Consider the following 14,965-nt stretch of genomic DNA (forward strand, 5'->3'; position numbering starts at 1 on the left):
TTTGCTAATATTTCGAAACTGATAACTCGAAACGTATCTTTATATATTTTACCCTATATCTACCTATTTTATTTTTCATAAAACAACCCCATAAGCTGTATTCAACTTATGGGGTTGTTTGTTACGATGTTTTTACTTAAGTGTTTTTACTTAAATATTCAGGGCGTGTTGATAAATCAATTAACGCTCTAAATGTAGATACTGCAAATGGCGCTCGTACTGATTTAATATATCGACCAATACTTGCTCTTTGGAGTAACCAACCAAGTCATACTCTTGTGAGCCTTCACTTAAGAACACTTCCGCACGGTAATAGTACTCTGCATTCTTAGTTGAGGTGCTCAATGTAAAGTTAGGACGCTCAGCTTTAATCAAATTTACTTCATAAATAAAGTCATCTTCATCGCCATGTCCAACCCGTAATTTTAGACCATCTATTTGACCGCTACTCTCATCCATGCCTTCATCTATATCTTGTCCGATATGTTCAGGGTTACGGATGTCCAAAGAGGTTTTTAGACCGCCTGCCGCAAATTCTTTTTCAACTTCCGTCATGGCAGGTCTAACCACATTTTGTAAAAAGCGTTCAACTTGAGCATGTCTAGGGAAACTGACGATACGTTGCAAGCGTGCTTTCCAGCTCTTACCACTATCCAGCACATTAGCCGTACCAATCGTACTTGCCTTACGTTTATTACCTTCCTCTTTTAGCGACTTCCACATTGACATCATATAAAGTACAAGAATGAGCGAGAATGGCAAACCTGCAATGACAGATACTGACTGCAATGACGCAAAGCCGCCAGCAAACAATAATCCTAAAGTGATAAGACCTGTTGCTGCTGCCCAAAACAGACGCAACCAAACCGGGGCATCGGTGTCATTGGTCATGCCGCGCGAGCTCAAATTCGCTAATACTAACGCACCTGAGTCAGCTGAAGTCACAAAGAATACTAAACCAATGACCACACCAGCAAATGATAAAACGTCACTGTAAGGAAAATACTCAAACAAGGCAAACATACCCATGGCGGCGTCATTAACAGCGATTTCACCAAGCTCAGTTGCTCCATTAGCAACCAAGTCTATCGCTGAATTACCAAAGATAGAGAACCAGGCAAAAATGAAACCCAGCGGAATAAACATCACGCCAAAGACAAACTCACGTAAGGTACGACCACGGCTAATACGCGCGATAAATAGACCAACAAATGGTGCCCAAGCGACCCACCATGCCCAGAAAAATATCGTCCAGCCTGATTTCCAATCAGCACCAGCAGTACCGTCATAGGCATATACATCAAAAGTTTTAAAGAGAATGGTTTGAAAGTATTGACCAATATTTTGGGTAAAAGTATTCAGCAAATACACCGTATTACCCATCACCAATATGGCGATTAATAATAATATCGACGATAGCATATTAAATTCAGATAAACGGCGGACGCCCTTTTCCACACCTGTCATCGCCGAAATAGCCGCAGCAGCAACGACACCTACAATAATAAGCGTCTGCACTGTTTTACTAGATTCAATACCAAAAACATGGGTCAATCCAGCATTGGCCTGCAATACTCCAATACCTAAGCTGGTCGCAATACCCATCAAGGTACAAACGACGCCAAAGGTATCAATGCCATCGCCAAGCCAGCCTTTGATCAAGCGCTCGCCAAAGATAGGCGTCAGTGGTGAACGCAGTGCCAATGGCATGTTTTTACGATACGCAAAATATGCCAATGCCATACCGATTAGTGCATAAATACCCCAACCATGTAGCCCCCAATGTAAAAAGGTTTGCGCAAGTGCTTCGCGCATCGCTTCTGCACTGGCAGGCTCCAGCCCCGTATGTGGCGTTAAATAATGCATCAATGGCTCAGAGGCACCAAAAAACAATAAATCAATACCAATACCCGCAGAGAACAGCATCGCGGCCCATGCTAGGAAAGGAAACTGGGCTTTTTCGTGATCTTGCCCAAGCTTGATATCGCCGTATTTAGAAAAACCAACAAATAGTGCAAATATACTATAAGCGGCAACCACCAGCATGTAATACCAGCCAAAACTCTCTGATACCCATGACATGCTTGAGCTTAACAATGTCTCACTATAATCTGGAAACGCAATCGTCCAGATAATTAATAAAATAGAAATAATAGCTGAACCTAAAAAAACCGTCTTGTTTAGAGTCAGGGGTTTCGTCGCATCTTTTGATGGCGAGCTGTACATAAAAGACCTCAATAGGTAAATTAAACAGGGTCTGATATTGATTTGTCCGTCATAACTTGATGACTGTATGACGCACAAAGCAGTACCAATAAATGAAAATTGCGATGTAAATAAAAATTTAAATGACAATTAAAGGCAGCCACAACAGTATTAAAAATACTTAATACGTTAGCGCTGATGAAAAAGACCTTTGCGTGGAAAGGTCTTCTTATTGGAATTGCTTATATATTTCATTGCCTATTAGCTCATATAGTTCTTTATACAGTAGAGCGGTAAGCGCGCATCGGCTCAGTTCTAAGCGGTGCACCATTGGCAACGTAATAATCTACCGTCGAACGTGGTAGCTGCTTACCGCGCATCTTATCGACGATTTTTTCTGCCAGCATAATGGTAGTGGCGTTTAGATTACCACTGATGATATTTGGCATAATCGACGCATCAACGACGCGCAAGCCATCGATGCCGTGTACGAGTCCTTCGCCATTGACCACCGAATCATTACCTTCACCCATCGCACAGGTACACGACGGATGGTAAGCCGTTTCGCTATGATTACGGACATATTCGTCTAGCTGCGCATCAGTCACCAAGTCATCGGTTGGTGCAATGGCGCGACCACGATAAGGATCAAGTGCTGGCTGATTCATAATCTCACGGGTGATACGCATTGCCGCACGGAACTCGTGCCAGTCTTGGTCGTGAGACATATAGTTAAACAAGATGCTCGGATGCGCGCTTGGGTCTTTTGAGGTCAGCTTGACGCGACCACGACTTGGCGAACGCAATGAGCCCACATGCGCTTGGAAACTGTGCGACTTCACTGCACTACGACCATCGTAGCGCACTGCTAATGGCAAGAAGTGGTACTGAATATTAGGATGGGTAAACTTCTCGTCGGTACGAATAAAGCCGCCACCTTCAAACTGATTTGAGGCGCCCAGCCCTGTGCCATTGAACAACCATTCGGCACCAATGGCTGGCTTATTCCACCATTTATTGGCAGGAGCAATCGACACTGGCAACTTACATTCGTACTGCATATACAGCTCTAAATGGTCTTGTAGATTATTACCAACACCCGGTAAATCTAAAATCTCATTGACACCCAAATCTTTAAGCCATTGACCAGGACCAATACCAGAGCGCTGCAATAATTGCGGCGAGGCAATCGCACCTGATGAAACAATCACCTCACGAGACGCGTAAAAATTCTTGGTTTGACCTTGATGGGCGACTTTAACGCCGACAGCACGTTTGCCATCGAACAAAATCACGTCAGTCAATGCACCCGTCAAAATGGTGATATTGCTACGCGGTTTGGCGCGGTCAAGATAACCGCGAGCTGTTGATGCGCGGCGACCATTAGGCGTCACAAAGCGATCCATCGGCCCAAAGCCTTCTTGTTGATAGCCGTTTAAATCATCCGTGCTTGGATAGCCTGCTTGCACGCCTGCTTCGATCATCGCTTGGAACAGCGGATTGACCCCTGGCTTTGAAGTGGTCATCTCGACGGGACCATCGACGCCATGATAGTCGTTCTCGCCAGCATCGCGATTCTCTAATTTTTTGAAATACGGCAAGCAGTCCAAATAGGTCCAATCTTCTAAACCTTTAATTTGAGACCAATCGTCAAAATCCAAGGCATTACCACGGATATAACACATCCCATTAATCAGAGACGAGCCGCCCAGTCCTTTACCGCGACCGCAATCCATGACGCGGTTATTCATATAAGGCTCAGGATCGGTCTTATAACCCCAGTTATAAGTAGTACCTTGCAACGGCATCGCGAGCGCTGCTGGCATCTGCGTGCGAAAGTCTAAGCGATGGTCTGGACGACCCGCTTCTAACAGCAACACCTTAATGTTGGCATCTTCGGTCAAACGGGTGGCCAGCACATTGCCTGCTGAGCCTGCGCCGACGATGATGTAGTCATATTCAGGTGTGGTTGATGTCATAAAACGCTCCATAATATTAAAAAATCCATCATTTCATATCAGTAAGGCGGTGCCAAAAGGACAAATTAGTCCTAATAATTCAGCCTTACCGTTTTAAAAATTTCACAGCACAAGTGATTAAAATACCGATTCAAACTTACCCAATTCTACTTGGATAGATTTGGTCTGCGTATAATGCTCAAGGGCTTCAATGCCGTTTTCGCGGCCGATACCTGAGTGCTTATAACCACCCACTGGCATTTGTGCAGCCGACTCGCCCCACGTATTTAACCAGCAAATACCCGCTTCAATCTGTGCAATCACGCGATGAGCGCGGGTCAAGTCAGCAGTCACGACCCCAGCTGCCAAACCATACTCGGTATCATTGGCACGGCGAATCACTTCTTCTTCAGTCTCATAAGTCAATATTGACATCACTGGGCCAAAGATTTCTTCGCGCACGATGGTCATATCGTCGCTGCAATCAGTGAATACCGTCGGTGCGACGAATGCACCGTTAGCAAGCCCTTTAGTCGTAACACGTTCACCACCTGTTAGCAGACGCGCACCACTCGCTTTTCCTTGCTTAATATAACTAAGCACTCTTTCCATATGTGGGAAGCTGACCAATGGACCCATATTAATATTTTCGTCCATCGGATCGCCCAATTTAATACGCTCGACACGCAATAATATGGCTTCTTCAAACTTGGCTTGTAAGGCTTTAGGGATGAACACGCGCGTGCCATTGGTACAGACTTGACCACTGCTATAGAAGTTCGCCATCATCGCGATGTCCGCAGCCGTGTCGATGTCCGCATCATCAAAGATGATCAATGGCGATTTACCACCAAGCTCTAATGTCACGTCTTTCAGCGACGATGATGCCGCACTCGACATGACTTTTTTACCCGTCGGTACGCCACCAGTAAACGATACTTTGGCGATATCAGGATGCTGGGTTAATGCTTCGCCGACTTTATAATCCCCTTGCACGACGTTGAACACGCCGTATGGTAAGCCCGCTTCTGTCAATATTTCTGCCAGTTTTAGCGCCGTTAAAGGCGTGACTTCAGAAGGTTTAAAAATCATCGCATTGCCAGCGGCTAACGCTGGTGCTGCTTTCCACATCGCGATTTGAATAGGATAGTTCCACGCACCGATACCTGCGACGACGCCAAGTGGCTCGCGGCGAGTATAGACAAAGCTAGTATCACGCAATGGAATCTGACGACCTTCTATCATCGGCGCAAGCCCTGCATAATACTCAACGACATCAGCACCAGTCACGATATCGACATATTTGGTTTCAGAAAGTGCTTTACCCGTGTCTTTGGTTTCAAGTAACGCGAGTACATCGTTGCGCTCACGTAATATCGCAACCGCCTTTAGCAAAATACGACTGCGCTCAACCGCCGTCATTGCCGCCCAAACCTTTTGACCTTTTTGTGCCGCTTTTATGGCTTCGTTAATCTGTTCACTGGTCGTTTGCTGAACGGTAGTTAACACTTCACCCGTGGCTGGATTGATGTCTTCAAAGGTGGTTAATGAGTCATCGACAGCCAAATAACAGCCATTAATATAAGCGGTTTGAACCTTCTCTAAATCAATGATGTCTGTTAAGTTGTTGAGGTCTGTTTTTGAATCTGTCATGCGGTGCTCCTATTAACGACTGGCAAAAGCCCTATAAACAAGCTAATGCTAAATGATGTCGTCATGGGTTAAATGTTTAAAATAAATTTATATAGCCTATTGCTACAAGCCTGTCTTTCAATGCTTTTTTAATAAAAAAGCTGCTTTGATCAATCATTTAAGAACAGTGTTTTATTCATTCTCAGGTTGCGTCATTTTTATCAAACGCTTATGAATAGAGGTCTTATCTGAGATACTAATCCCTGAAAAATCAGAGAGCCAAATACCATCAGCCACCAGACGCACCATACATAATGTTTCGGTATTGTCGGTTGCTTGATGTTTCTTTAATTGTGCATTTGCCCACTTGGCCCACAACTCACGTAACTCGCTATCGCCTAGCATCAATGCATATAAGGTTGCTTGACTATCGAGCTCTTCCTGCCCTTTTTCGCCTAAGCTAATCGTGGCATTGATATAGGCACGAGTAAAAGAGCCATAACGCACAGGGTCTTCTGCCATGGCTTGATTAACTTCTGCCTCAAACCTAGCCATCGCATCATGAAACACTTCAAGGATGAGTGCATTTTTAGTGGTGAAATGATGCATCACCCCGCCTTTGGTCACCCCGACCGCATCAGCGACCGCCTGAAAGGTCACTTTTGATAAGCCCTGCTCTAACGTGATTCGCGCTGCCTGATCTAGTAGCGCACGACGGACAACTTCGGGCTGTTTTTTACGTTTGTAAGCGTTTTCCATTTCCATATTAGTGCACCACAGAATTAGAGAATAAGTTCATCACCACGACACCGCCCACAATCATAGCGATACCAACCACAGCTGCCGTATCAAGACTTTGCTTAAAAAACATCAAGCCAACGAGCGATGTCAGCACAATCCCCAACCCGCCCCACAGTGCATAAGCAATACCAAGCGGTATGGTTTTGATGGTTTGAGTTAATAAGTAAAATGAGATGGCATAAAGCACACCCATAATCAGGGTCGGTACCAAACGCGTAAACTGCTCTGACTTGACTAAAAAGGTCGTGCCAACCACTTCGCAAATGATGGCGATGGCTAGATAACCGTAAGCAATAGTGGTGGGACTCATAATTAGGTTACCTGTCTCAGATTGATCACATATTAATAATGTATATACATTAAAGAAACCATACGGTCGGTATTCTATAGAAATATTCTAGCAATGTGAAGGGCTGTTTCTGATTTTTTTGTTTCGAGGGAGGTACAGATTGTTTTACTATTCAAAAAGATAGGCGCCTTGTCGAATCAAATTACCGCTAGGTTTTATATCCAACCTACATAAATAAGGGTTTTGACCACTTTTAGCCATTTTTAGCCCATTTAGAGATTTATCGATTGAATTGAAGACACGCCCTAGTCAAAAAATAATATTTTAACGGTCAAAATTTGCCAAAACAGCCCGCTTTATAAGGGATTACTGGTTATTTTTGACAGATAACAACAATATTTATAATTAATGGCATAATAAGGTTGACAGCCTATAACAACTTGGCTAAAATGTGCCCCACATAACGCAAACAAGACAAGCAATAGCGCTTATCTAACTTATCGTTATACCAACTTATTCTCCAATAGCTCAGTTGGTAGAGCAACGGACTGTTAATCCGTGTGTCCCTGGTTCGAGCCCAGGTTGGAGAGCCATATACTAAAAACCTTCATCATTATTTGATGAAGGTTTTTTTATGGTTGCCGTTTTCAATTAAGAAGATAGTCGCAATCTTAGGGCGTGTCCTCATTTTAAAAGTGGTGACAAAAATGAGATAAATTGCCGTCAAACAAGGACAGTAGCACAAATAATGTCGAGATATTAATAAGCTATTTGACGATGTTTGGCAAAATTTAGCCATTTTTAGTCCATTTAGAGGTTAATAGATTGAATTGAGGACATGACCTAGTGCGATTGGCATGGCTACGGTGTTCTTTTAGGCGTTTTTGTTGTATGGTAAGGATAGTTTTGATTGGGTTAGTTTTTGTCTGAGTGCTTCACTCTTACTCACTAAAAATAATGGTTTATTATGATACCTGTACGTGTGAAAAATAAGTTTTCTGATCATCCGCAAAAAATCATGCGCCCGATCAGTATTCGTTTGTCTGAAGAGATGATTTCGCTATTAGAAGCCACTTCAAAAGAGTTGGGGTTTAAACGCATCCAAGGGCTTATTCGTTTATATATTCGCCAAGGGCTTGACCGCGATCATCAAGACTACACCCTAGCCCATGATGAGGTGTTCATCGAAAGCCTGCGTAAACGCGGGGTCAGCCAGCGTATTATTGATGAGGCTATTGTTGTGACCCACAATAATAATATTACTCACTCACTATCTGAGCTGCAAGAAAATGACCAGACTCATGACTAACCATTCAAACAGTCATTAGGTGTTACTGCTGTTAATAAAAAAAGACTGAGTTTGCTTAACGGCACTCAGTCTTTTTTTGTGGGCGTAATAAAAATAGCTATTGTGACTAAAAATAACGATCATGATTGCTTGTCAAAACTTATTATAAATAGTACGTCTCCTACCCCTTTTTGCTGTCATATAACAAAAATATGCCTATTTTGCTTGCGATACAGCATTTAGCGATAATTAAACACAACCTCTCATCAAACGAGGTATATTAAGAAAACGCTCATTATTTTGTTGTCATTCTTTATTATCCATAAAGAGTTCTAAGGAGGTGTACCATGGCGAGTTTACATCAACGCTTGAATAAAGCTTTGTTATTGACGATTGCCTTAGCGATACTACCAATCGTTTCTGGTTGCTCACAGCCAGCCGCTGACCCAACCAAAAAAACCATACCGACCAACTCTGACCAGTGGCAGAAAAAACTCGGCACCACTTTTGAGCAGTTACCTGAATCTGAGCAGCAATTACTCAGCCGCTACATGTTGCGAATGAAACTCAGCGGTGCCTATGAGTCGGGGGCGATGCCGCGTACCACTATCAAGCAAGCCCTTGTGCAACAGCGTGAATACGAACGACTACATCCAAACAATCCAACAGGTAAAAAAAGCCCCATCGTCAGCAGCCAGCCAGCTTATAGTGCCAATGCGCAGAACTACCCTGTCGCTCTACTACCAGTCAAAACCAGCGATAGTGACAGCTTAAATCAAGTAAAACTGCAGTTTATGCTCTCTAATCATGGCAAGGTCGCCATGCAAAGCTTTGAGGGCACACTGACCATGCAAGATGCTAACTTGGCGCAGGGCAAAAGCTTTAACGTACCACTAACACAGTTTGACCCGCCTATTAAACCAGAGCAGTCTGGCAAGATCATCATCGAGAGCAGTATTGAAGACATCAACGTTATGCGTGCTATTAAAAACACCAAAGACTTGACCATCATGATCAGTAAAGGCACATTGATATTGGAGAATGGGCAGGAAATTAAGTTTGATGAGTCGCTAATGAAATAAAAAAGTGCTGCAGAGTATTTATAAAACTATAGGATAAATATCCAGCATAAAAAAAGCCCCAATCATCACTGATTAGGGCTTTTTTCGAATTTGGAGGAGACGGAGAGATTCGAACTCTCGAAGGGCTACAAACCCTTGTCGGTTTTCAAGACCGGTGCATTCAACCACTCTGCCACGTCTCCATTTGTGCATTATTATAACGATATAAAATAAAAATGCAACAAAAAAAAGCCGCAATCATTAATAATGATTGCGGCTTTCGAGTTTGGAGGAGACGGAGAGATTCGAACTCTCGAAGGGCTACAAACCCTTGTCGGTTTTCAAGACCGGTGCATTCAACCACTCTGCCACGTCTCCATTTGTGCGTTATTATAGCGATATAACATGAGAATGCAAGCAATTAATTGCACGAATTTAAATTATTTTGATGCTATCGTTGATTCAGTTTAAAAGAGAGTCAAAGCAACTGCGTGCAGATGTATATATGATACTTGCAGCGAGGTTAGCGCGGTCACTCTATTATAGAGGATTGACGATAGGTTTTTTATGAGAAGCCAGATGTAGACACATATCTAGCAGTCTATTGGCATAACCCCATTCGTTGTCATACCATGCAAAAACCTTGTACTGGCTACCCACTTGCATGAGCTGCTGACCATCAATGATCAAAGACTCAGTCTGATGGATAAAATCGCTAGAGACCAGTGGCTCATCCGTATAAGCCATGATGTCACGCAAATGTGCCTGACTGGCAGATTTGAGTGCCTCGCGGACTGCCTCGACAGACACATCGGGCGTATCAAAAACAAAAGTCACATCAATCGCTGCGACATCAATGGTAGGTACGCGTATCGAATGCCCATTTATCTTGCCTACCATAGCAGGTAGCACACGCTCTGTCGCCGCGATACTGCTAGAGGTGGTTGGGATAATATTATAACCAGAAGCTCGTGCGCGTCTTGGGTCACGGTGCGCTTGATCGAGCACTGTCTGATCAGCGGTAACCGCATGAATCTCCGTCATCATCGCTGACTTTACCCCAAATGCGGTATCAAGCGTCGCAATCAAAGGAACCAATGCCTGCGTGGTACAAGAAACGCTCGATATAATCGGCAGCTCCCGTGTTAGCTCATCAGTATTAACGCCCATAACGATACAAGCATCGACATCATCGAATGGTGCAGCACCGATAATCACCTGCTGCGCGCCAGCCTCTATGTGCAGTTGTGCTTGCTCATAAGAGCGAAAATGTCCGGTACATTCTAGTACCACATCGACACCCAGCGCCTGCCAAGGCAACTGCGCAGGGTTAGGTTCTGAAAATAAATTGATACAATAGGTATAATTGTTTTTTGTCAGACAAAGCTGTGTGGCGCTATTATTGTTACCGTCATCGCTCGCTTCATCGTTGCTACTTGCCACAATATCAGCACTAACCCCAAGGCGACTTAGGCGACCATGCGTGCTGTCAAACTTTAATAAATGCAGCAAAATATCCGCTGGTGCTAAATCATTGATTGCCACGACATGGATCGCACGGCCTAATACCTCAAAGCGCTCTAGCAATGCCCGCAACACATTGCGCCCTATACGTCCAAAACCATTGATAGCAATCCTCAGTGGCTGTGTGTGCTCACTAGATGCATGAAACGCCGCTGCTGCTAATGGGTCAGACGTTAATTGATAAGTGGCGCTCGAAAAATCAGGCATAAAAGGATATCGCTATAAAGGGATAAAAAATTGAGCGCTATAAAGTCAGCGCTACAATGAGACAAAACCAACAAGTTGTCAATCGGCTCTAAGGATTGTTATATAAAAGCTAAATAGCTTTGGTGAATGCTTGAACCCTGAGTTGCCATACTCAGTATCAAAACGCCATTCAGTATTAGGGCGTTATAAAAATCAGTGCCAAACGAATGGTATTGTAATCAATACTTTGCTTAAGATGATCGAATATTGGACGCAATTTAATACTGCCATCATCATTGAAATCATTTGGATTATTGGCAACTTTAATCGCGACGTAGGCATTGCCAACCGCCGTCATCACCTCATCCTCTGGCCGCAAATGATCACAAGCGAGGCTTGGATCTTGAGATTTTAGGTCAGCAATATGACGCATGATGGTCGATTGTGAAAGCTGACGGGCTTGTGAGATTTCTGCAATCGACAAGCTCTCCTCTAATAATAATCGCGTCGCAAGCAAGGTACTGTCTGACTTATCGGAAACTTGATTGCCCAGTTTCTGTTTTTTGTCTATTTGCGCTTGTTGTTGCTCGCGGCGCTTTTTTTGCAAAGTGGCATAAGCATCAATCACTGATTTACTCAGCGTACCGCCCGATTTTAAAATAAATTTCTCATGTGCCTGCGTCATGCTCTCTTCATCAAGCATCGAATAATTGGCATCAGCCTCATCGGACAGCACCAAAAACCGTTTGTCCGCGCCGCGTGCTAGCGGATCAAGCTGCAAACTCATGTCGTTCATACCGAGCAGCTGCAAACCTGCCAGCGACTTTAACCGTGACAATGCCACATAGCCTTGCCCCAGCTCAAAGGTGCGCGACAAGTCAATCTCCGCCGCATCGAGGGTCATGCCTTGTGACTTATGAATGGTAATCGCCCATGCTAGACAAAGCGGTACTTGCTCATAGCTTGCCAGCACGTCACCGGTCTCATCTTCGATAATCCATTCTTCAGGCTCAGCGATGACTTCACGCCCTGAATTGAGCCGAACCACGGGCATTTTTTGCGTCGTTGGCTTTTTGGCTTTGGGTTTCTCTTTTATGGCTTTTTTACCTTTGCCTTTTACAGTCTTATTCGTCTCACTTTCAGTATTTTCATCATCATCTTCGATTAAATCATCACTGCTGTCTTTGCTATCATCGATTTTAACAGCGGCAAAACCAATCAATTCACCCATAGTACCGTTGGACACGCCAAGTTCAGTATTGTTTTTGATAAACATTACCTTGGCACCGACTTTTAGTACCAAATCAACTTGGGTACGTACCGTTTTTTTAAGCGTCTCAACCAATTTACTGTCGCCCGTGGACGTGGCAGTAAAGCGCATCATTTCGCCCTCTAACGCGGCAAGCTCTTTATCATTGATGCTATTAACGTTGAGATTATGGGTATAAAGACGGGTACGTTTGATATCGACATTTTGGTCAAAAGTCGCCTCCAGCGCGGCAATCGATTCAAAAGTGACTTCCTGACGACGAATTTGGTTGAGGATATCGTCCAAATCAAGCCCGCCATTTGCCGCTTCACTAACCTGCCTGTGTTGCTCAGACAGATAGCAAATATGGAACTTGGCATCAAGCCACGCTTCAGACATAAAGGCAAATTTTTCACGATTGGTTTCACCCTTACTACCAATCGGTGGCAGCTGAAAAAAGTCCCCTGCCACGACCACTTGGATACCACCAAAGGCTTTGTCATTTTTGCGGATATGCTTGAGTACTTGGCTGACCAAATTGAGCTGCTTAGCATGCAACATCGATATCTCATCAATGACCAATACCGCGGTGTCTTTTAGTCGGTCTGCCAAAAACTGCTTGCGTGATAACGTAGTCAAGTCGCGGTCGCTTAACTCATCTTTGATACCGATGCCGGACCAGCTATGAATCGTTGTGCCATTCATGTGTGTGGCAGCAATACCAGTACTCGCAGTGACGGCGACAGGCACACGGCGCGCGCGCAGGTAGTCGATATATTGATTGAGCGTATAAGTCTTACCTGAACCTGCTGAGCCAGTCAAAAAGACATTTTGACCCGTTTTTAAGATATCAAGAGCAGAAGATTGACGCATATATCTAAACCAATTAAGTTAATAGTAATAAGAAAAACAGCTTAAGAGCAAATAATAAGAGAAAAAGCTGCCAACAATTATAACAGCTACATCCGTTTTGCGGACGACTTTAACCCTAATAAGCCACATAACTTAAAGTTATACGATACGAAATATATCATTATAAAAAGTCATTATCGCTCATCGCTAAAGCTCAGTACGATAGGGTCATAGCTTGGTCAGGATGGCCAAATATTTATGCTTAAGTCGTTTGTTCTTAACTAGCCATAATACACAACAAGGAGTCGTTAATGTTATACGCCTATCCCAATACTGAAAATAGTCCTGTTCAATTCCGCAAAAAATATGACAACTTCATCAATGGTGAGTGGGTCGCACCAATCGATGGTGAATACTTTGACAACTCAAGTCCAATCGATGGTAAAACCTTCTGTCAGATCGCACGCTCAAAAGAAGCAGATGTCGAAGCGGCGCTAGATGCCGCTCATGCCGCAAAAGACGCATGGGGCAAAACCAGTGTCACTGATCGCTCTAATATGTTGCTCAAACTTGCTGACGGTATCGAAGCCAATTTAGAGGCAATCGCTATCGCTGAAAGCTATGAAAACGGTAAACCAGTTCGCGAAACTCTCGCCGCTGATATCCCAATCGCCATCGACCATTTGCGTTATTTTGCGGGCGTTATCCGTGCACAAGAAGGCGGCATTAGCCAAATTGATGAAGATACCGTCGCCTATCATTTTCATGAGCCGCTTGGCGTCGTTGGTCAAATCATTCCTTGGAACTTCCCTATTCTAATGGCGATTTGGAAAATTGCCCCAGCCCTTGCTGCGGGTAACTGTATCGTCCTCAAGCCTGCCGAGCAAACGCCAGCTTCTGTTTTATACATGCTTGACGTCATAGGCGCGGCGGATATTTTACCAAAAGGCGTACTAAACGTCATTAACGGCTTTGGTGTAGAAGCTGGTAAGCCAATCGCTTCCAACCCGCGTATCGATAAAGTTTCCTTTACGGGTGAGACCACCACTGGTCGCTTAATTATGCAATACGCCAGTGAAAATATCATTCCAGTCACGCTAGAGTTGGGCGGCAAGAGTCCAAACATCTTCTTTGCCGATATCATGGATGAGGACGATGACTTCTTAGATAAAGCGGTTGAAGGTTTGGTCATGTTTGCACTCAACCAAGGCGAAGTCTGTACCTGCCCATCACGCGCCCTCGTACACGAAAGCATCTATGATGAATTCATGAAACGCTGTATCGCTCGCGTGAAAGCGATAAAAATGGGCAACCCGCTTGATACCGATACCATGATTGGTGCGCAAGCCAGCTCAGATCAGTTAGAAAAAATCCTCTCTTACCTCGATATTGGTAAAAAAGAAGGCGCAAAAGTCCTCGTCGGTGGCGAACTCGCCAAACATGATGGCGACATGGCGAACGGTTATTATGTACAGCCAACGATCTTTGAAGGCACGAATGATATGCGCGTGTTCCAAGAAGAAATCTTTGGCCCCGTACTCGCTGTCACCACTTTTAAAGACGATGAAGAAGCAATGGCTCTCGCCAATGACACTTTATATGGTCTTGGTGCTGGCGTCTGGACGCGTAATGGTACGCGCGCTTATCGTTTCGGTCGTGGCATTAAAGCCGGTCGCGTTTGGACGAATTGCTATCATCTCTATCCTGCGCATTCTGCGTTTGGTGGGTATAAGCAGTCTGGTATTGGCCGCGAAAACCATTTAATGATGCTAGACCATTATCAACAAACTAAGAACATGCTGGTCTCTTATAGTCCTAAAGCAATGGGCTTCTTTTAATTCTGTTTTTCAAAGCACTTTATGGCAAAAGCGTAAAGTGCGACCTCGGTGCTCGCCGAGCATCTTAATGTAAAGAACGATG

Annotated in this window: 10 protein-coding genes and 3 tRNA genes; 4 read left to right on the forward strand and 9 right to left on the reverse strand. The window is 44.2% G+C overall.

Annotation, left to right across the window (positions count from 1 at the left end; genetic code table 11):
* Window positions 1-180: 180 nt before the first annotated feature.
* The 5 genes from betT to INT03_RS09215 form a co-directional block, all read right to left on the reverse strand.
* The gene (gene betT, locus INT03_RS09195) at window positions 181-2,226 is read right to left on the reverse strand and encodes a choline BCCT transporter BetT (RefSeq protein WP_193008718.1); all 2,046 of its coding nucleotides are present in this window, start codon (window positions 2,224-2,226) and stop codon (window positions 181-183) included.
* 257 nt (window positions 2,227-2,483) lie between these two features.
* A complete protein-coding gene (betA, locus tag INT03_RS09200; protein WP_193008719.1) occupies window positions 2,484-4,184 on the reverse strand; it encodes a choline dehydrogenase in 1,701 nt (566 codons plus the stop codon).
* A 117-nt stretch (window positions 4,185-4,301) separates the two neighbouring features.
* Window positions 4,302-5,816: a betaine-aldehyde dehydrogenase gene (betB, locus tag INT03_RS09205; protein WP_193008720.1), complete on the reverse strand. Its 1,515-nt coding sequence runs from the start codon at window positions 5,814-5,816 to the stop codon at window positions 4,302-4,304.
* Window positions 5,817-5,987: 171 nt separating this feature from the next.
* Entirely contained in the window at window positions 5,988-6,560 is a 573-nt protein-coding gene (locus INT03_RS09210; protein ID WP_055125112.1) for a TetR/AcrR family transcriptional regulator, read from the reverse strand.
* Window position 6,561: 1 nt separating this feature from the next.
* Window positions 6,562-6,906: a DMT family transporter gene (locus INT03_RS09215; protein ID WP_055125113.1), complete on the reverse strand. Its 345-nt coding sequence runs from the start codon at window positions 6,904-6,906 to the stop codon at window positions 6,562-6,564.
* A gap of 496 nt (window positions 6,907-7,402) precedes the next feature.
* Between INT03_RS09215 and INT03_RS09220 the strand changes: the two genes are divergently transcribed.
* The 3 genes from INT03_RS09220 (at window position 7,403) to INT03_RS09230 (ending at window position 9,255) form a co-directional block, all read left to right on the forward strand.
* Window positions 7,403-7,478, forward strand: a tRNA-Asn gene (locus tag INT03_RS09220).
* A gap of 374 nt (window positions 7,479-7,852) precedes the next feature.
* Entirely contained in the window at window positions 7,853-8,194 is a 342-nt protein-coding gene (locus tag INT03_RS09225; RefSeq protein ID WP_045447190.1) for a hypothetical protein, read from the forward strand.
* A gap of 326 nt (window positions 8,195-8,520) precedes the next feature.
* Window positions 8,521-9,255 (forward strand): hypothetical protein, encoded by a 735-nt coding sequence (locus INT03_RS09230; protein ID WP_193008721.1) that lies wholly within the window; start codon window positions 8,521-8,523, stop codon window positions 9,253-9,255.
* 91 nt (window positions 9,256-9,346) lie between these two features.
* Here INT03_RS09230 and INT03_RS09235 read toward each other — a convergent pair.
* The 4 genes from INT03_RS09235 to INT03_RS09250 form a co-directional block, all read right to left on the reverse strand.
* Window positions 9,347-9,437, reverse strand: a tRNA-Ser gene (locus INT03_RS09235).
* An 84-nt stretch (window positions 9,438-9,521) separates the two neighbouring features.
* Window positions 9,522-9,612 (reverse strand) — tRNA-Ser (locus tag INT03_RS09240).
* 162 nt (window positions 9,613-9,774) lie between these two features.
* A complete protein-coding gene (locus INT03_RS09245; protein WP_226950219.1) occupies window positions 9,775-10,965 on the reverse strand; it encodes a type I glyceraldehyde-3-phosphate dehydrogenase in 1,191 nt (396 codons plus the stop codon).
* Window positions 10,966-11,140: 175 nt separating this feature from the next.
* A complete protein-coding gene (locus tag INT03_RS09250) occupies window positions 11,141-13,066 on the reverse strand; it encodes an AAA family ATPase (RefSeq protein ID WP_193008722.1) in 1,926 nt (641 codons plus the stop codon).
* A 290-nt stretch (window positions 13,067-13,356) separates the two neighbouring features.
* Here INT03_RS09250 and INT03_RS09255 point away from each other — a divergent pair, with 290 nt between their 5' ends.
* Window positions 13,357-14,883, forward strand: a complete 1,527-nt coding sequence (locus INT03_RS09255; RefSeq protein WP_193008723.1) for an aldehyde dehydrogenase family protein — start codon at window positions 13,357-13,359, stop codon at window positions 14,881-14,883.
* Window positions 14,884-14,965: the final 82 nt, after the last annotated feature.

Source organism: Psychrobacter sp. PG1 (assembly GCF_014897815.1).
GTDB lineage: Bacteria > Pseudomonadota > Gammaproteobacteria > Pseudomonadales > Moraxellaceae > Psychrobacter.